Raw genomic sequence first — 17,984 nt, 5'->3', positions numbered from 1 at the left:
AATCCCGGTAGCCTGTAGCTTCTCTTGATGACCTGGAACGCCGGCCGCACGCTCTGTTGAGCGGCCGACGCTCACTCACGCTCGATTTCGAGATGGAGATGGCCAGTTGAGCTCCCCCGAAGATAACAAACCCCACGTCTTTCCAGAGGCCCGCAAGCCGGGAGAGATTCTCTTTGCAACGATCACCATCGTGATTGCGATGGCTCTGCTCGCCTCCGTGCCCTGGCAAACCACCTGGCTCCCAGGCAAGGGCCTCGCCTCCCAGCCACGCTTCTGGCCGGTGCTGTCCTTGAGCGGGATCGTCATGTTTGGCCTGCTCAATGCCTTTTCACGTGCGCGCATCACGCGGACACCAGGTCGATGGCAGGAAGCCCTCGTCTGGCTTCGCTCGCTGGAATTCATCGGCTGGTATCTGCTCTATGTGATCGCCATCCCCCTGATCGGGTATCTCCTGGCAACGATCCTATTTTGCGCGGGGCTGGCGCTTCGCCTCGGCTATCGCGGCTCAGCCGTCGGGATCGCAGCGGTATTCGGTTTCGCCGTGGTGCTGTTCTTCAAGACCACCATGAACGTGAAGATCCCCGGCGGGATGCTCTACGAGCTTGCCCCCGAGCAACTTCGCTATTTCCTCCTCCGTTATTTCTGAGAGCCCCATGGACACGTTGCTTTCAAGTATTGAACTTCTGGCCCGATGGGATGTCTTTGCCGCCCTCCTGATCGGATCGATTGGCGGCGTATTAGTGGGCTCCATGCCTGGCGTCGGCGCTGCCGTTGCCATCGCCATCGTGTTGCCGGTGACATTTTCGCTGGAACCGATTGTCGGTTTGACCGCCCTGCTCGGGATCTACGGTTCGTCGATGTTCGGGGGAGCGATACCGGCGATCTTGGTCAACACCCCGGGAACACCCGTTAACGCCTTGACCACCTATGACGGCTATCCCATGACGAAGCGCGGGGAAGCCCGCAAAGCCTTAAGCCTTGCCTATTCCGCCTCTTTCTACGGGGCCCTCTTCTCGATTGCCGCGCTGATGCTGCTGGCACCCGTACTGGCCAAAATCGCACCGATGTTCGGCGCCCGCGAGATCTTCCTCGCAGCCCTTCTCGGCATCGTTCTTGTGATCATCACCCACCGTGGCCAGGTCTTGCCCGCCGCAATCCTGGCCTTCCTGGGCATCTTCCTGCAGACCATCGGCATTGAATCGACGGCCTATACGCAGCGATTCACATTCGACCAGCCCTGGCTTCAGTCCGGCGTTGATCTGATCGTTGTCGTGCTCGGTCTTTTTGCGATCAGCCAGGCACTCGTGCTGGTAATGAGCAAGGACAAGCCGATCGAACTTCCATACGTCGAGAAGGTCGGCTTCTTTCAGCAGATGCGCGATCTGTGGATCTTCAAGCGCGTTGCGACCGTCGCATCCTCGTTCGGTGTGATCTGCGGCATGATCCCGGGCGTCGGCGAATTCATGTCCCAGTTCCTGTCCTATGCCTATGCGCAACGGACCTCGAAGACACCGGAACTGTTCGGCAAGGGCAATCCGGAAGGCATCGTTGCGTCAGAGGCCGCCAACAATTCAGTGCCCGCCGCAGCGATGATCCCCTTGTTGGCCCTCGGCATCCCAGGCGAGGAACTGACGGCGATGATGCTCGCGGTCTTCTATGTGCACAATGTGATTCCCGGGCCGCAGCTTTTCGCCCAGCATCTCGACTTCATCTATGCGCTCTACATCTGCCTCTTCCTCCTGAACGTCATTGTCGTCATCTTCCTGTTCTTCTCGACGACGACGCTGATGAAGGTGATGCTGATCCCCAATCGCTTCCTGGGCATCATGATCCTGACGTTCAGCCTGATCGGCGTCTACACGCTGCGAAATTCCCTGACAGACGTCGTCATCGCCTCCGCCTTTGGCTTCTTCGGCTTCATCCTGAAACGGCTCGACCTGCCGACGTCTCCCATCATCCTGGGGATCGTGCTCGGGAAACTGATGGAAGACCGGCTGAGAACAGCGATGGCCCGCGTGCGCGAGCCTTGGGATTTCATTGATCGTCCGATCGCGTTCATCCTGTTCACAATGATCGTTCTGGCGCTCGCCGTTCACGCCTGGACCCTCATCAAGGACCACAAATCCGCGAAGGGAAAAATCCCTCATGCCTGACCTGATGCAACGCCGCCGCGACCTGCTCGGCCCAAACGTCTCCACCTTCTACGACGAACCCGTTCACGTCGTGCGAGGAGAAGGCGTTTGGCTCTGGGATGCCGAAGGCCGCCAATATCTCGACTGCTACAACAACGTCCCACATGTCGGACACTGCAATCCCAGGGTCGTCGAGGCGATCTGCCGGCAGGCTGCGACGCTGAATACCCATACCCGCTATCTGCACGAAGGCATCCTCGACTATGTCGAGCGCCTGACCGCGACCTATGAGGACCCGCTGAAGACGGCGATCCTGACCTGCACCGGTTCCGAGGCCAACGACATTGCCCTGCGCATGGCCGAGGCGATGACAGGCAAACGGGGCATCATCGCAACCGACGCCACCTATCACGGCAACACGACGCTCGTGAGCCATCTTTCCAAGAGCAACGTGCCGGAAGTGGGCTTCGGCCTCGGTCAGTATCTCGTCCACGTCGAGGCTCCTGACAGCTATCGTATTCCCGATCCCGAGGGCCAGCGCTTCGCCGCAAAGGTGCAGGAGGCGATCGACGATCTGGAAAGGAATGGCATCGGCTTTGCCGCGCTCATCGTCTGCCCCCTTTTCCTCAACGAAGGGTTTCCCACCCAAGCGCCGGGCTGGTTGAAGCCGGCCGCGGAGGCCGCCCGCCGGGCTGGTGGCCTGCTGATCTGCGACGAGGTGCAGTCGGGTTTCGGTCGGTCCGGCACGCATTTCTGGGGGCATCAGAAACAAGGCGTCGTCGCCGATATCGTGACCATGGGCAAACCGATGGGCAACGGCCATCCCGTCGCCGGTCTCGTCACCAGTGCTGAGATCATGGCCCGCTTCCGCAAGTCCTTCCGCTACTTCAACACCTTCGGCGGCAATCCGGTCAGTTGCGCCGCCGCCATGGCAGTGCTGGAGGAGTTAGAGGAAAAGAAGCTGCAGGCGCATGCGGAGAAGATTGGGCTTTTCGCCCATCGGCGCCTGGCGGAACTGGCCGGCAAATACGACGTCATTGGCGATGTCCGACAGTCCGGCATGGTCTTCGGTGCCGAATTTGTAATCGACCGCGACAGCAAGGAGCCTGCCGTCGCCATCGCCGATCAGGTCGTCAACCAGATGCGGCAGCGCGGCATCATCCTGTCGAAACTGGGACGCCACAAGAACACGCTGAAGATCCGTCCGCCCATGCCGTTTGCCGAAGAACATCTCGACCTGCTTATGACGACGCTTGATGACATCATCGGCGAGCTGGCAGGATCACCATGAGCGCTACGGTTGATGCCTCCCTGGCAGCCTGGGGATTGAGCGGCGCCGCTTGCGAATTCGTAGCAGGCCGGGAAAACCGGGTCTATCATGTCAGATCCACGCGGGGCGACTATGCGCTTCGCATTAAGCGACCAGGCTACCGCGAGAGGGACGAACTCGTGGCCGAACTGCATTGGCTGGAAGCGATGGAAAAGGCCGGCCTGCATGTTCCGCGGCCACTGCCGTCACGGACAGGGAAGCTGCTCGAATGCATCGACACCTTTTACGTCGATGTTGTCAGTTGGCTGCCGGGTACACCACTCGGCAAAAGCCGTCAGCCCCTCGCCCTGAAGGACCGTCTGGGCACATTCCACGCTATAGGCGCAGAAATGGCTGAACTGCATGCAGCGTGTGACGCGTGGCAGCGTCCAGCAGGCTTCAAGCGTTGCCAATGGGATTTGGAAGGTCTCCTGGGGGAGAGCCCCCTTTGGGGCCGCTTCTGGGATAACCCTACGCTTTCACCGGGCATCAAAGCGCTGTTTCTGCGCTTTCGGCAAAAGGCCCAAGGCCAACTCGCCGAGATGGCACCATCCCTGGATTACGGCCTCATCCACGCGGACCTCGTCCGCGAAAATGTATTGCTCGACGATGGAACGGTCAGGATCATCGATTTCGACGATGGAGGCTTCGGCTTTCGGCAGTTCGACATCGCGACCGTCCTGCTGAAGAACATGTCTGAGCGGGACTATCCAGATCTCAAGGCGGCGCTGATCGAAGGCTACAACACGCGCCGCGCACTCGATCTCACCAGCCTCGACCTCTTCCTCGCGATCCGCGCGCTCTCTTATGTCGGCTGGATCGTGCCGAGGATCGAAGAACCAGGCGGCACCCAGCGCAACGAGCGCTTTGTCGCCGAAGCACACGACCTCTGCACTGCCTTTTTCCTATAAGCCTTAATGGGGGGATCCATGAAAAAGACAATTCTGGTCATTGGCACTTTCGACACGAAAGCTCCGGAACTCGAATATCTGATCAGATGTATCGAGGCCCAGGGCGGTGCCACGCTCGCCATGGATGTCAGCATCCTCGGAGACACAGCCATTCAGGTGGCGGTGAGCAAGCACCAGGTAGCCGAAGCGGGCAGCACGACAATCGCCGACTTGATCGCCCTCGGTGAGGAAGGGGAAGCCTTCGAACGAATGAGTGCCGGCGCGGCGGTGATGACACATCGGCTCTTCGATGAGGGGCGCATCGACGCAATGATTGCGCTCGGCGGCACGATGGGCACCGACCTAGCCCTCGATTGCGCACAGTCCCTGCCGATCGGCGTTCCGAAATACATCGTCTCCACCGTAGCAGGCTCCCCTCTGATTGCCGCCGAGCGCATGGCGGCAGACGTCCAGTTCATCCTCTGGGCCGGCGGGCTCTACGGCCTCAATCCTCTGTGCAAGTCGTCCCTCAGCCAGGCGGCAGGTGCGGTCCTCGGCGCTGCCCGCGCAGTCGAGCCCCCCTCCTTCGACCGTCCGGTTATCGGCATGACATCGCTCGGCTCCTCCTGCCTCAAATACATGAAGCGGCTACATCCGGAGCTGAAGAAGCGTGGCTACGACGTGGCCGTCTTCCACACGACCGGTATGGGCGGCATGGCCTTCGAACGGCTGGCGGCAGAAGGCGTCTTCGCCTGCGTGATGGACTTCTCGCTGCAGGAATTCGTCAACGTCCAGCACGGCTCGCTCGTCAGCGCCGGAACGGACCGCCTCTCCGGCGCCGGCCGCAGCCGCACTCCACAACTGGTTGCACCCGGTGCGGCCGATATTCTCGACCTGGCCGGCTGGCAGGAGATTCCCGACCGATTCAGGGATCGTCCCTTCCATCAGCACAACCGCTTGATCAAGAACGTCGCCTTCAATGTCGAGGAGCGCCGTCACCTCGCCCGCGCGATTGCCGAGCGCCTCGCCGAGGCGGGCGGCCCGACCCACTTCCTGCTTCCAAAGGGCGGCATCGAGGAATGGGATCGTGCAGGCGAAGCCGCCCATGATCCGGAAGGTCTTTCGGCATTCACCGCGGAAATCGAACTGGCGATGCAAGGGCGCGTGGCGATGACGACACTCGACTGCCACATCAACGATGCCGAGTTCTGCGATGCCGTGCTCGCAATATTCGACGCATGGGTCGGCAACGGCATCGTCCCGGCCGGGAGCACTGCGCAATGAACGGTCGCTTTGCGGGGAAGGTAGCGCTGATCTCGGGTGGCGGAACCGGCATTGGGGCGGCAACAGCACGACGTCTGGCACAAGAGGGCGCCAAGGTCGTGATCATGGGCCGGCGTCAGACGCAGCTGCAATCGGTCGCCGAACCCATAGGCGCCGCTATCTTCGTCGGCGATGTGGCCGATCCGGGTCAGGCCCAGTCAGCCGTTGCACACGCAGTCGAACGGTTCGGCGGTCTCGACGTTGTGGTGGCCAATGCGGGCGGCCATGGTTTCGCAACGATCGCCGAGACCACCGACAGCGACTGGTCGGATGCCTGCCGGGCGAACCTCGACACTGCCTTCGTCCTGCTGCGCGCAGCAATGCCGGAACTGGTACGCCGCAAGGGCGCGATCGCCGTGACCGCTTCCATCGCCAGCCTCGGGGCGCCCGCCAGCGCATTCGGCTACACGGTCACCAAACATGCCCAGATCGGGCTTGCTCGGTCCATAGCCCGCGATTTCGGGCGCCAGGGTGTCCGTTGCAACGCCGTCTGCCCCGGCTGGGTCACGACTGAAATGGCGGACGCAGAAATGGATGAACTGCGGTCAAGGATGAACCTTTCTACCCGCGAAGAAGCCTACGGCATCGTCACGCGCGACGTTCCCCTCGGTCGCCCCGCCCATCCCGACGAGGTCGCGAGCGTGATTGCATTCCTCTGCTCGTCCGATGCGTCCATGGTCACCGGCGCAACCCTCACAGTCGACGGAGGGTCGACAATCGTCGACGTTCCCACCCTCGCGTTCGGCTGAACTCCAGACCGCAGCGCCAGGGTATCCGTTGATACACAATTGGCACGGCATTGATGAGTGTGACCTTGCCAAGCTGAGGCAATCCAATTTGAAGTAAGCTCTAGCCCTTTGAGAGGACCAGAAGAACCCAAGACTCTCCCGAGAGCTGGAGAACGTGGATCACAGGTCACGCGGATTGCGTCCGTTGAGTTCGCCATGTAGCAGAAACGCCAAAAGCTCCTCGTGTTTTGCGATGAGCTTTGCAGATATGGCGTCGGTTGTTTTGGATCTATTTGGTTGCGGGGGCCTGAGTGCTTTGAAATGGGCCGTCTCGGAGGTCAGCAGAATTAGGGAATTTGGTCATCAGAGTTCATAGTGCTTTGATGGAGCAACTACCTAAAACCGTGCGGCAGAGTGTCACCGCTAGTAGAATGTTGCTATGCGCTGGCCATCAAGATCGTGCACCTTGAACGGGCTCCCGTAGATTTCACCGAGTGTTCGTGCCTCGATAATCTCGTCCACGCGTCCCTGCCGGAACACACGGCCATCCCTCATTGCAACAATATGATCAGCATAGCAGGATGCAAAGTTGATGTCGTGCAGGACAACGACAACGGTTTTGCCAAGATCATGGCTTGCCTGCTTGAGAAGCGACATCATGGCAACGCCATGCGGAATATCGAGATTGTTGAGCGGTTCATCGAACAGCATGTAGTCGGTATCCTGACACAGGATCATCGCGACGAAGGCGCGCTGCCGCTGACCGCCGGAGAGTTCATCCAGATATCGATCGGCAAGCGGTCTCAGCTTCAGATAATCCAGCGCCTCGTCGATCTTGACCTTGTCGGCAACCGTCAGCCGTCCCTTCGAATAGGGATAGCGACCGAAGGCGACGAGATCGCTGACGGTCAGCCGCACGGCCATGTGATTGTCCTGCCGCAGGATCGAAAGCCGCTGGGCGAGTATCTCGCCCTTGGCCTGGAAGACATCGAGCCCTTCGAGATGAACCGTGCCAGCGTCAGGCAGCATCAGGCGCGCGATGATCGACAGGAGTGTGGACTTGCCCGCGCCGTTCGGCCCGATGATCGCAGTCAACCCGCCTTTGGCAAGCGTCAGACTGACATCGTCCAGAACCGTGCTGGAGCCATAGGCCTTGCTGAGACTGACGATTTCGATCATCGCGCACGCCCCTTGATCAGATAGAGGATGAAGAACAGCCCGCCCGTGAATTCAATCACGATGGCAAGCGCTGTGTTGTAACCAAGCGCGCGCTCCATGATTGTCTGTCCGAACACGAGCGCGGTGAAGGCAATGAGAACAGCGGCCGGCAGCACATGTCGATGGGTCGCGACTGGCATCAGCAGATAGGCAAGGTTTGCGACAAGCAGCCCGAAAAAGGTCACGGGGCCGACGAGCGCTGTGGAAACGGAGACGAGCACCACGCAAAGCGACAGCATCTGGATCGATGTTCGCCGGTGATCGACGCCGAGCGAAATCGCGGCCTCCCGCCCCAGCGCCATGACATCCAGCCGATGCAGAAGTGGAAAGGCAAAGAGGCTCGCCGCCAGGATCAACACGAGGGATATGCCCAGAAGCGTCGGATCGATCGTGTTGAAACTGGCAAACAGCCTGTCCTGGAGCACGACAAAATCGTTGGGGTCGATGATCCTCTGCAGGAAGCCGGAAGCGCTGCGAAAGAGGATGCCGAAGAATATGCCCACCAGCAGCAAAAGATGCAGGCTGCGCAGCCTGTCGGCAAACATGAAACGGAACAGCAGCAGCGAGAAGCCGACCATGACCGCGACCTCGACGACAAACATCAGCCGTGCATCGATGCCAGCCACGACATTGGCGCCGAGCAGGAAGACAAGCAGCGTCTGGAGGAAACCGAATAGAGAATCAAAACCCATGATGGATGGGGTCAGGATGCGGTTATTGGTAATCGTCTGGAAGATGACGGTCGAAACGGCAACGGCATAAGCGACCAAAGCGAGCGCGAGAAGCTTCGTACCGCGAATTGTCAGGATGAAGGACCAATTGCCGCGCGCGCCATAGGTCAGGAAAACCAGGCAGCCGGCCAGCGCCGCGGCCAGCAGCAGGCCGAGAATGAACCGAGGGGATTTTCGTCTCTCGTCAAGCGACACGGGCGTTCTTTCTCAAGACCAGCGCCAGAAAGACGATGCTGCCGAGGATACCGAGCACGGTGCCGACAGGCACTTCATAGGGCGCAATGATCATCCGGCCGAATATGTCGCAGGCAAGCACGAGACCGGCACCGGCAAGCGCCGTGAAGGGCAAACTGTGCCGTAGATTGTCTCCCATCGCCATGCTGACCAGATTGGGAACGATGAGACCGACGAACGGTACCATGCCTGCGGTGACGACAACCGAGGCGGTGACGAGCGAGACGATCACCAGGCCAAGCGCCAGCACCCGCCGGTAGTTCAGCCCGACATTCTGCGCAAAGGCTTCCCCCATGCCGGCAAGTGTAAAGCGGTCGGCAGCGACATAGGCGATAACAGCCAGTCCCAGTGCGACCCAGAGCGTTTCGTAGCGTCCGCGCAGGATGGTGGAAAAGTCGCCGCTCACCCAGGCTCCCATGCTCTGCATCATGTCGAAGCGATAGGCGAAGAAAGCCGTGACGGCGCTGATGACACCGCCGAGCATGATGCCGACAAGCGGCACCATCAGCACCGAACGCAACGGAATCTGACGCAAAATGAGCAGGAAAATCGTCGTGCCAGCCAGAGAAAAGCCCGCGGCAACCAGCATCTTGCCCAGAACAGGCAGGTCGGGGGCTACCAGCAGGACGACCAGCATGCCGAGAGCCGCCGATTCCACCGTTCCCACGGTAGACGGCTCAACGAAGCGGTTGCGCGCCAGCATCTGCATGATGGTGCCGGCCACCGCCATGCTAGATCCGGCAAAGACGAGGGCTAGCGTGCGCGGCAGGCGGCTGGCGGTTAGTACCAGCCACTGCGCCTCGTCCACGTCTCCGCGCAAGAGCGCCAATGGCGAAATCGCACTGACCCCGACAAAGAGGCTTGATACCCCCAGCACGCCAATCAGGATGCCCATCAGCACGAGGATCGCGGTCAGGCGTGGCAACACGAAGACGTCCGTTCTGAAAGTAGTTTAGCTGGACCGACCGGACGCACCATCCGGTTTCGGCCAGCGGGCACGGTTTCACTTCTTGGCGAGGGCTGCCTTGATCTGATCCACCGAAGACTGAAGCGAGGTCAATCCGGCACCGACGAGGTACCAGGATGCGGCATCGAGGTAAACGACCTGGCCTTTCTGCCAGGCGACCGTCTGGCGAACGATCTCGTTGTCGAGGAGCTTGGATGCGGACGCGCCCTGTTCGCCGATGGCACCGTCACGATCGATGACAAAAAGCCAGTCGGGGTTCTTCTCAAGAATATATTCGTATGAGATGGGCTGACCATGGTTGCCAACGGCAATCTGGTCGTCTGCCGCCTGGAAACCGTAATCGGTAAACAGCACGCCGAAGCGGGAGCCACGGCCATAGGTGCTCATCTTGCCGCCTGTTGTCAGCACCAGCATCGCTTTGCCCGAAGATGACGCCTCATTGCGCAGGGCAGCAGTCGAGGCTTCCAGGCGGGCCAGTGCCGCTTCCGCCTCGGTCTGCTTGCCGAAAATCTCTCCAAGCTTGCGGACATTGCCCACAGCACTTTTCATGAAGGCCTTGGGATCAGTGGTCAGATCGACCGTCGGCGCGATGGCGGCGAGTTCCGCATACTTCGGCGCCGCCCGCCCTGCCACGATGACCAAATCCGGCTGAAGCGCGCTGACCGCTTCATAATCCGGCTCGAAGAGAGAGCCGATCTTTGGCTTCGCCGCGAACTGGGAAAGTGATTTCGGCAGGTTGGCCTCTGGCACGCCCGCCACCTCGACACCGAGCGCGGACAACGTATCGAGCGCCGAGAGATCGAAAGTCAGCACCGTCTTTGGCTGTCCGGGAAGCTCGGTCATGCCCTGCACATGGTTGATCTTCAAGGGTTCGCCCAAGCTCGGCGCGGCGCCAACGGATGCAAAGATGGCGCCGGCGAGCGCCGCGACGGACAACAATCTGTAGTTTTGCATGACATGCTCCCATCGATCGCGTCGATCGCCAGCGGAATTGGCCAACTCGCAAAAGCTTAAGTTGAGTTTTGCTGTCAGATATGTATTGGGGCTAGGGCAGGTCAATGCGGATATTCTAGAGCCTTTCTAATTTGCGCTGAGCGCAAACCGCAGCGGAGGTCAAGCCGATGGCAATGGAAGAGAAGGAGGCGGCAACAGGCTCTTCGGGCGAAGAAGCGAGCCGCTTCCAGCAACTGCGCCTCCTGGTGGCGCTGGATGCGCTGCTGCGAGAGGGAAGCGTCAGCGGCGCCGCAGTAGCGCTGGGCATCCAGACCTCATCGATGAGCCGTATGCTATCGGACCTCAGGGAAATCTATGACGACCGGATCTTCATCCGAACCGGTCGGGGCATGTCGCCCACACCGTTCGCTGAATCCCTTCGGCAGCGGGTTCGTGGTCTGGCGACGGAAACCGAGGCGCTGATGCGCAAAGATGTGGCAGCCCAGCCTTCGCCTGCCGGGACCGGCGCAGACGGCTGGATCGGAGCGACACGGAGCCCGATGCCGCCACTCGCGGTCACCCGCAGCGATCGCCTCGAAGGCTCGCCGACGCCGGCAATCCTCGCCAGAAAAATTGCCTCCATCGGCGACAATGCCGAGCCGCAGCGCCGGCTGGCAAAGTATATAGCTATCACGGCACCGGGCCCCGGCAAAAGCCGTCCAATGACGACCGAGGAGGCGCGCGACGCGCTGTCCATCGTCCTGACCGGCGAAGCCGATCCTGTCCAGATCGGTGCGCTTCTGATGACGATGCAGTATCGCGGCGTGACGACGGCGGAGCTGGCAGGCTTTGTTCACGCGATCAGGGATCGTATCCCGGCGATCTCCGGAGCCTCCGCGCGGCCCGATCTCGATTGGCCTGCCTATGTATCAGCCAGCTGGCGCCAGCCTCCCTGGTTCATTCACGCGGCAAGACTCGTCGCCTCCGGCGGCCACAAGGTGCTGATTCACGGCTTTTTTGGCAATGGCGCGGAAAGCGGCAAACTGGAGCTGGCCGCCTCAGACGCCGGCATCCCTGTCTGCCTCTCGGTCGCCGAGGCGACGGAGGCCCTTGCCCGCTCCAACCTCGCCTATATTCCAATCGGCGCGCTCATTCCCCAGGTGCAAAGCCTGCTCGGTCTTTATCCTTTGTTCGAGACACGCACACCGGTTCATGCCGTCCCTCATCTCATCAACCCGCTAGCGGCACCCTGCATCGTGCTTGGGGCCGCCCAGATGTCGAAACGCGATCTTTATAGGGATGTCGCAAGGCAGCTCGGAGAAGGCGATGTAACCATTCTGGGCTCTGTGCGTGACTTCGCGCAATTCACGCCCCTCAAGGCGACGCCGCTCTACCGCATCATCCGGGGACAATCCGAGGATTCGATCGTGCCTGCGTTGCGGGATGTCAGCCAGGTCTCCGCACCTTCGATCCTATCACAGCGGGAATACTGGCAGGCGGTCTGGACCGGCGCTGCGCGAGATGAACTCGCGGAAGCAACAATCGTCAGAACTGCCGCCGCCGCCTTGCTCTGCCTTGCGCAGGACCCGGCCATGCCCTTCGACGATGCGCTGGACGGCGCGAACACGCTCTGGCAGCAACGGAACCGTCACGGCTGACCGTCAGACGGTCACACTCCCCTGCAGTTCGGTCTCCTGCCGAAGCAGCTCCGCCATGGCGCGTGTCAGCGGCCCCGCCATAGCGGGGTTCGCATAGGCCAGCACCAGGGGAATGACCCGAACCGGCTCGGCAATCGGCAGAGCTCGGAGAACCCCGCTCTTCAGGTCATCCTCGATCAGATGTCGCGGCAATCGGCCGTGACAAAAACCGCTCCGCACCGCTTCGATGGCCGATTCCACCGAATTCACCCGCAGATGCCGGCCACTGCCGGTCGAGCGCCCGAGCGCTTCCTCGTCCCGATCAATCAGAACCATGGGATGATGGGAGAGCACCGAAGGGCTGAGGCTCGTTCCCTGCTGCAACAAGGGGTGTTGCCGGGCGGCGACGGCAACCATTTCCACATCGACGAAGCGAAAAGCATGCGGCCCCCGATCCTCCCAGTAGCTGATGGCAAGGTCAAAGTCGGAAACGGGCAGGCTGCTGACAGGCTGCCGCACCAGTTCCTTCAACACGATCTCTGCCCCCTGATGCTTCTGGCGAAACTTGGAAAGGGCTGAAAAAACAATTCGCTTCGGCGCGATCGCATCCACCAGCAATCGCACACGGGGCTCCTGCCCTTCAGACATCATCCGGGCACGTGCTTCGAGCCGTCTGAACTCGTCGATCAGCGGCACGGCCTCCGCCAGGAGGAGTTGACCCGCCTCGGTGAGGACGGCTCGACGTCCGTCGAGCGTGAGCAGTTCGATGCCGAGACGTTCCTGCAACCGGGCAATGGCGTAACTGACCGAGGACTGGCTTCGGTTCAACATAGCAGCAGCCTTGGCGAAACTGCCGGCCTCAACCGCAGCTCTCAACACCGCCCATTGATCGAGTTCTGTGGAGGGAATGCTCTTCATGATCGAATTCCTAGATCAATTCGATCGGAATTTCGAGCTATAAAGGCGGATTTTTCGAACATAACATGGTGGCGGGGACGAAGAGCCAGATAACGAAAAAAGGAATTCCAGATGAAAACGCCACTCGTTCCGATCCTGCTGATGGCGCTCGTCCAGCCAGTCCAGGCAGAGACGAACGGCAAATCAGCCGAAGCACTGGTCGAACAGGGCCTGAAAGCGGGCGCCCGATTCCCAGGTCTCAGCGACATATGCGATCTATCACGCCCGCTGCTGACCGCTGGCCGCAGACCAGCGGGTGCCGGGCAGTCCCAGCGTCGCGAACTCTCGGCGGAAGAACGAGCCCGCCGGGCGGCAGCGGCCGTGGTCGAACCTCGCCAGGTGTTCGACAACCTCTATTTCGTCGGCGTACGCGGCGTCGCAAGCTGGGTCATCAAGACCACCGAAGGATTGATCGTTGTCGATGCCCTCAACAATGACGAGGAGTCACGGGAGAGGATCGAAGGCGGTTTGCGAACCCTCGGTCTCGATCCCAAGGATATCCGCTACCTGATCATTACCCATGCCCATGGCGACCATTATGGCGGGCAGAAGTACCTCGTCGACACCTATGCACCGAAGGTCCTGATGAGCGAGGATGACTGGCAGGAGCTGGAGAAACCGGAACTGCAGTTTTCCAATCCGCGGTGGGGCGCACCGCCGAAGCGTGACGTCTCGGTGGCGGACGGCGACACCATTACGCTCGGCGACACGACGGTTCAGCTTTACGTCACACCCGGCCATACGCCTGGCACGGTTTCCCTGGTCTTCCCGGTCGCCGACAAGGGCGAACAGCACATGGTCGCCCTGTGGGGCGGGACGGGCCTGAACTTCGGTCCGAACGAAGCACGCATGCGGGCTTATTCCCAGTCCGCCGGACGTTTCCGCGACATCGCAGCCAAGGAGGGCGTGGACGTGTTCATGTCCAATCACCCGACGCGCGACGGCGCTCTGGACAACCTTGCCCTCCTTGCCGAGCGCGGGGCCAACGATCCGCACCCCTTCGTCGCGGGGGAACAGGCGCTCGGTGCATTCGACCTGTTGCGCGACTGCTCTCTGGCGCAGGCAGAAAGCATCAAGGCCGGAGACCGTACTCCAAAGCCTTGAGTGGACATGGACAAAACAAGCAAGGGCCCGCCAACCAGGAAAGTGGCGGGCCCTTACCGTTCTTGGTCCTCTCAGAAGCTGGCCGAGAGTGACACGTAGAAGGAGCGTCCGGGCTCATTGTACGTATTGGCGCCGGCATTGTTGCCGCTGCCTTCACGATAGACCCGTTCGTTGAAGATGTTGTTCACGCCAGCCGTCATTCGATACTGCTCGTTGATGTCATAGGATGCCCCGAGGTTTACGAGCGTGTAGGGTTCACGCGGCTCTGGATTGTCAACGGCCGAGCCGTTGAAGGATCGCGAGGTGGGTGACTGTGTCTCACCATAATGGGTGGCGGACAGGATCAGTGTCAGATCCTCGCGTGCCTGCCATTCGAGCGACGTGTTGATCGTGTAGTCCGGCACCAACGACAGTGGCTGGCCGTCACTCTTGTTCTTGGACTCCAGCATGTAAGTGAAGTTGGTCGCCCAGGTCACCTGTTCATGCAAAGGCACGGAGAGATTGCCCTCCAGACCAGACACGACGGACTCGGGCACGTTCTCCCACTGGTAGACGTTCACAGTCGTGGTGCTCAAGCTCACCACCGCAGTCGTGGAGGGAGAGATCCGATTGCGATAGTCGTTGTGAAAATAGGTAAGGCCCGCGTTCCAGCCCAAACCATCATTGTAGGAGATGCCGATCTCCTTGTTGATGCTCGTTTCAGGCTCAAGGGTCTCGTTACCGATGATGTAGCAGCCGCCCGAGGTATTCACGGCGCAGCCATTGCCTCGCGAGTAAAGGATGTATTCGGGGTTCTGCTGAAAGAGGTTCGGTGCCTTGAAGGCTCTGGCAATACCAGCCTTCAGGGTAATGGTGTCGGTCAGCGCATGGGAAGCATTAAGACTGGGGCTGAAATTCGCACCAAAGGCACTGTGCTGATCGAAGCGAAGACCGGGCGTCAGGGTGAAGTCGTCGGTGATTGAGATATTGTCTTCGGCATAAAGCCCGATCAACCAGTCCCTGCTTTCTGCATTGAGACTACCAGGAATGGCGGGAATTGTGGGATAGGAGATGCTGCTGGAACCTGGCTGGTCCGCCGAGACGGGATCGTCCATCCACTCGCCACGATACTCGGTGCCAATCGTGAGCTTCTGTTCGAACAGATAGTCGAGCGGCAAAATCCATTCACTCTTCGCCGTCAGCGTGTCGAGTTCAATTGTGCCCTCTTCGAGATCACCCGAAATCGAACCTTCGCTTCCGCCGGCGAGCGTTTCAGCCAAACGCGAGTTCAGCGTGCGCTCCCACTGAATATAGCTGGTGGACTCTCCAAAATCGTAAGTCCCACGATGCGTTGCAGCGAGTGTCCCACGCTTCAGGCTGTTCGTCTCCTCTCCCACAAGCGAGTTCAAACGCGCTGCATTAGCGCCAGTCGCAGCGTTCTGCGAGTCTCCGGCGAACAGGTTGCCCTGACGGCTATAGGCCGCCTCTAGATCGATGACGTGGTCGCCACTCGGTTCGAAAGTGAAGACACCTCGAACGTCTTTGTTCACGACACCTTCGCGTCCTGCCGGCGGGTTGGTTTGAACTCCCGATGAGGCCCCTGCATTGATGTCAGCGTCATCGTTCTGGGTGCGGCTGTAGTTGCCCGTCAAACGGAAGGATGTTGTGTCGTTCAACGGGCCACCAACCACGAAATTGCCGCGAACGGTGTGACCTTCCTTCGAGTTCTGCGGAACGTTCACATAGGTTGAGGCCGAGCCGGACAGCGTCTCCGGCTTCTTCGTGATGATATTGACGACGCCACCGGCAGCACCCGAGCCGTAGCGGGCAGCGGCAGGTCCTCGGATCACCTCTATCCGTTCGATGGCTTCCGCCGGCACCCAATTGCTGTCGCCGCGCGAGTCCCGTTCGCCACCGCGCCCCATGCGCACTGAGTTGCGCGACAACACTGGCTTACCATCAATCAGGATCAATGTGTTTTCAGGACCCATCCCGCGCAGGTCAATCTGGCGCTGATTGCCACGCTGGCCGGAAGCGCTGGTTCCAGTGAGATTGGCGCCAGGCATACGACGGATGATCTCCGAGATATCGTTGGAGACAGGTCGCTGCTGAAGGTCGGTTGCCGTAATCGTCGAGACGCCCGGCATCTGCTTCAACTGCTGCTCGGCGGAGAGGACGACAATCTCTTCGAGCACCGTCTCGCCATCAACCTCGCCGTCTTGATCCTGCGCCCGTGCTGCAGGTGCTGAGACGTAAAGGGCAGCGCATATCAGGGCCGAAACATAAACGATACTGTAATCGGCTAGACGCGCCTGACGCCGTTCAGCATGCCTCGATATCGCCTGTGTCATCTCCACCAGCCCCTTATGTTGACTAAACTAGTCAGCTAATAGGGGTCAGCTTCACAGCCATCAACGCGGATGTTTTGGAATCATTTGAAATTGCGTGGGGCGCAACTGGACCAATACACTGGTTGAAAAACTGCACGTGGAAAATGCCCCGATCTCGTTGCTACTCGATGATGATGGCCCTGAAATCGTTGACATTGGTGCCGGTCGGTCCTGTCACCAGGAGATCGCCGATCGCCTCGAAGCCCGAATAGCTGTCGTTCTGCGCGAGCAGTTTTCGTGCTTCGAAGCCAGCCGCCCGGAGCCGCGCGACCGTGCCACCATCGACGACAGCACCCGCATGATCTCCCACACCGTCAATTCCGTCGGTATCCGCCGCCAGTGCCGTGATCGATAGCCCGTCGATGGCGAGGGCGAGCGCGAGCGCAAACTCGCTGTTGCGACCGCCGCGCCCTCCATCGCCGCGAAGGGTGACAGTGGTCTCACCACCAGACAGAAGAACAGCCGGTCGCTGAAACGGGCGGCCCCTCGTCGCGATCTCCCGCGCCATCGCGGCATGCACCAGGGCGACGTCACGGCTTTCGCCCTCAATGGAATCGGACAGGATGTGGGGCGTAAAGCCCGCCGCAAGAGCGACGCTTGCGGCGGCTTCCAGAGACAAGCCCGCGGAGGCCACAACGTGGTGTTCGTTGCGGGACAAGCGGGGATCATCGGGTCTCGGGGCATCGGCGGCAAGCGAGTGGAGATGCGCAATCACCCCGGACGGTAGGTGGAGTTTATAGTTCTCGACGATAGCGAGCGCATCCTGTCGCGTCGATGCATCGGCAACCGTCGGCCCGGATGCGACGAAGGATGGAATGTCGCCCGGGATGTCCGAGACGATGAGGCTGACGACGCGCGCCTTCGTTGCCGCCGCCAGCCGACCGCCCTTGATCATCGAGACATGTTTGCGCACCACGTTCATGGCGGAGATCGGCGCACCTGACGACAGGAGCACCTGATTGAGTGCGATCTCGTCCTCAAGCGTCAGCCCCGAAGGAGGTGCTGGCAAAAGCGCCGAACCACCGCCGGAGATGACGGCGATGACGAGATCCTGATGATCGAGCGTGGCAACCAGCTCCAGCAACCGTCTGGAGGCAACGAGCCCCGCCTCATCCGGCACCGGGTGCGCGGCCTCGATCACTTCGATTGATTGCGTGGGGCAGGCATAGCCGTAGCGTGTCACGACAAGGCCCGAGAGAGGGCCCGGCCAAATGCTCTCAAGAGCCGCCGCCATCTGCGCCGCTCCTTTGCCGGCACCGACCACCACCGTTCGGCCGCCGACGGGTGGTGGCGGAAGGTGCGCGAGGATCCCGGCCAGCGGATCAGCGGCCTGAACCGCCGCCTGAAACAGTTTTTCCAACAGCGTGCCGTGCTTCATGTTGCAGCTCTTTTTAAGAATCCGGAATGCGGCCGGCATGCCCGACAGCCTCTAACGAAGAAGGACTATATGGG

At 60.5% G+C, this 17,984-nt stretch carries 15 protein-coding genes; 8 read left to right on the top strand and 7 right to left on the bottom strand.

The features are described 5' to 3' along the window. Positions 1-106 precede the first annotated feature (106 nt). Genes AC02Y0_RS21365 through AC02Y0_RS21340 form a run of 6 tightly spaced genes read left to right on the top strand, consistent with a single transcriptional unit; the run spans position 107 to position 6,403 of the window. Positions 107-646, top strand: coding sequence for a tripartite tricarboxylate transporter TctB family protein (locus tag AC02Y0_RS21365; RefSeq protein ID WP_476381121.1), 540 nt, complete (start codon positions 107-109; stop codon positions 644-646). A 7-nt stretch (positions 647-653) separates the two neighbouring features. Next, positions 654-2,153, top strand: coding sequence for a tripartite tricarboxylate transporter permease (locus tag AC02Y0_RS21360; RefSeq protein WP_476381119.1), 1,500 nt, complete (start codon positions 654-656; stop codon positions 2,151-2,153). After that, positions 2,146-3,423, top strand: a complete 1,278-nt coding sequence (locus AC02Y0_RS21355; RefSeq protein ID WP_476381117.1) for an aspartate aminotransferase family protein — start codon at positions 2,146-2,148, stop codon at positions 3,421-3,423. The genes AC02Y0_RS21360 and AC02Y0_RS21355 overlap by 8 nt, the downstream gene beginning before the upstream one ends. Next, positions 3,420-4,352: a phosphotransferase enzyme family protein gene (locus tag AC02Y0_RS21350; RefSeq protein WP_476381116.1), complete on the top strand. Its 933-nt coding sequence runs from the start codon at positions 3,420-3,422 to the stop codon at positions 4,350-4,352. The genes AC02Y0_RS21355 and AC02Y0_RS21350 overlap by 4 nt, the downstream gene beginning before the upstream one ends. An 18-nt stretch (positions 4,353-4,370) precedes the next feature. Beyond that, a complete protein-coding gene (locus tag AC02Y0_RS21345) occupies positions 4,371-5,615 on the top strand; it encodes a Tm-1-like ATP-binding domain-containing protein (RefSeq protein ID WP_476381114.1) in 1,245 nt (414 codons plus the stop codon). Beyond that, complete coding sequence (locus AC02Y0_RS21340; protein WP_476381112.1) at positions 5,612-6,403, top strand: SDR family NAD(P)-dependent oxidoreductase; 792 nt, start codon at positions 5,612-5,614, stop codon at positions 6,401-6,403. The genes AC02Y0_RS21345 and AC02Y0_RS21340 overlap by 4 nt, the downstream gene beginning before the upstream one ends. 402 nt (positions 6,404-6,805) lie before the next feature. On the opposite strand, the gene AC02Y0_RS21335 is transcribed toward AC02Y0_RS21340, so the two are convergent. The 4 genes from AC02Y0_RS21335 to AC02Y0_RS21320 form a co-directional block, all read right to left on the bottom strand. Continuing rightward, positions 6,806-7,561, bottom strand: a complete 756-nt coding sequence (locus AC02Y0_RS21335; RefSeq protein WP_476381110.1) for an iron ABC transporter ATP-binding protein — start codon at positions 7,559-7,561, stop codon at positions 6,806-6,808. Then, the gene (locus tag AC02Y0_RS21330) at positions 7,558-8,526 is read right to left on the bottom strand and encodes an iron chelate uptake ABC transporter family permease subunit (RefSeq protein WP_476381108.1); all 969 of its coding nucleotides are present in this window, start codon (positions 8,524-8,526) and stop codon (positions 7,558-7,560) included. Before AC02Y0_RS21330 ends, AC02Y0_RS21335 begins: the two co-directional genes overlap by 4 nt. Next, entirely contained in the window at positions 8,516-9,460 is a 945-nt protein-coding gene (locus AC02Y0_RS21325; protein ID WP_476384104.1) for an ABC transporter permease, read from the bottom strand. The genes AC02Y0_RS21330 and AC02Y0_RS21325 overlap by 11 nt, the downstream gene beginning before the upstream one ends. A 108-nt stretch (positions 9,461-9,568) precedes the next feature. Further along, entirely contained in the window at positions 9,569-10,486 is a 918-nt protein-coding gene (locus tag AC02Y0_RS21320) for a siderophore ABC transporter substrate-binding protein (protein ID WP_476381106.1), read from the bottom strand. Positions 10,487-10,653: 167 nt separating this feature from the next. Here AC02Y0_RS21320 and AC02Y0_RS21315 point away from each other — a divergent pair, with 167 nt between their 5' ends. Then, positions 10,654-12,123: a glycosyl transferase family protein gene (locus tag AC02Y0_RS21315; RefSeq protein ID WP_476381104.1), complete on the top strand. Its 1,470-nt coding sequence runs from the start codon at positions 10,654-10,656 to the stop codon at positions 12,121-12,123. Between the two features lie 3 nt (positions 12,124-12,126). On the opposite strand, the gene AC02Y0_RS21310 is transcribed toward AC02Y0_RS21315, so the two are convergent. Then, entirely contained in the window at positions 12,127-13,020 is an 894-nt protein-coding gene (locus AC02Y0_RS21310) for a LysR family transcriptional regulator (protein ID WP_476381102.1), read from the bottom strand. 111 nt (positions 13,021-13,131) lie between these two features. On the opposite strand from AC02Y0_RS21310, the gene AC02Y0_RS21305 reads away from it, so the two are divergent. Continuing rightward, positions 13,132-14,163 (top strand): MBL fold metallo-hydrolase, encoded by a 1,032-nt coding sequence (locus AC02Y0_RS21305; RefSeq protein ID WP_476381100.1) that lies wholly within the window; start codon positions 13,132-13,134, stop codon positions 14,161-14,163. A gap of 71 nt (positions 14,164-14,234) precedes the next feature. On the opposite strand, the gene AC02Y0_RS21300 is transcribed toward AC02Y0_RS21305, so the two are convergent. Together AC02Y0_RS21300 and AC02Y0_RS21295 are read right to left on the bottom strand one after the other, a co-directional pair. Beyond that, positions 14,235-16,493: a FepA family TonB-dependent siderophore receptor gene (locus tag AC02Y0_RS21300; protein WP_476381098.1), complete on the bottom strand. Its 2,259-nt coding sequence runs from the start codon at positions 16,491-16,493 to the stop codon at positions 14,235-14,237. 160 nt (positions 16,494-16,653) lie between these two features. Further along, positions 16,654-17,910: a glycerate kinase type-2 family protein gene (locus AC02Y0_RS21295; protein WP_476381096.1), complete on the bottom strand. Its 1,257-nt coding sequence runs from the start codon at positions 17,908-17,910 to the stop codon at positions 16,654-16,656. Positions 17,911-17,984 lie beyond the last annotated feature (74 nt).

The organism is Allorhizobium sp. nf9_anc (assembly GCF_056323085.1).
This window is presented reverse-complemented; position numbering and strand designations above follow the sequence as displayed.

Excerpts from the sequence above, each read along its gene's own strand:
- AC02Y0_RS21340 (WP_476381112.1), top strand. The coding sequence starts at position 5,612 with ATGAACGGTCGCTTTGCGGGGAAGGTAGCGCTGATCTCGGGTGGCGGA.
- AC02Y0_RS21360 (WP_476381119.1), top strand. The coding sequence starts at position 654 with ATGGACACGTTGCTTTCAAGTATTGAACTTCTGGCCCGATGGGATGTC.
- AC02Y0_RS21350 (WP_476381116.1), top strand. The coding sequence starts at position 3,420 with ATGAGCGCTACGGTTGATGCCTCCCTGGCAGCCTGGGGATTGAGCGGC.
- AC02Y0_RS21310 (WP_476381102.1), bottom strand. The coding sequence starts at position 13,020 with ATGAAGAGCATTCCCTCCACAGAACTCGATCAATGGGCGGTGTTGAGA.
- AC02Y0_RS21335 (WP_476381110.1), bottom strand. The coding sequence starts at position 7,561 with ATGATCGAAATCGTCAGTCTCAGCAAGGCCTATGGCTCCAGCACGGTT.
- AC02Y0_RS21355 (WP_476381117.1), top strand. The coding sequence starts at position 2,146 with ATGCCTGACCTGATGCAACGCCGCCGCGACCTGCTCGGCCCAAACGTC.
- AC02Y0_RS21345 (WP_476381114.1), top strand. The coding sequence starts at position 4,371 with ATGAAAAAGACAATTCTGGTCATTGGCACTTTCGACACGAAAGCTCCG.
- AC02Y0_RS21305 (WP_476381100.1), top strand. The coding sequence starts at position 13,132 with ATGAAAACGCCACTCGTTCCGATCCTGCTGATGGCGCTCGTCCAGCCA.
- AC02Y0_RS21300 (WP_476381098.1), bottom strand. The coding sequence starts at position 16,493 with ATGACACAGGCGATATCGAGGCATGCTGAACGGCGTCAGGCGCGTCTA.
- AC02Y0_RS21325 (WP_476384104.1), bottom strand. The coding sequence starts at position 9,460 with ATGGGCATCCTGATTGGCGTGCTGGGGGTATCAAGCCTCTTTGTCGGG.
- AC02Y0_RS21320 (WP_476381106.1), bottom strand. The coding sequence starts at position 10,486 with ATGCAAAACTACAGATTGTTGTCCGTCGCGGCGCTCGCCGGCGCCATC.
- AC02Y0_RS21315 (WP_476381104.1), top strand. The coding sequence starts at position 10,654 with ATGGCAATGGAAGAGAAGGAGGCGGCAACAGGCTCTTCGGGCGAAGAA.
- AC02Y0_RS21295 (WP_476381096.1), bottom strand. The coding sequence starts at position 17,910 with ATGAAGCACGGCACGCTGTTGGAAAAACTGTTTCAGGCGGCGGTTCAG.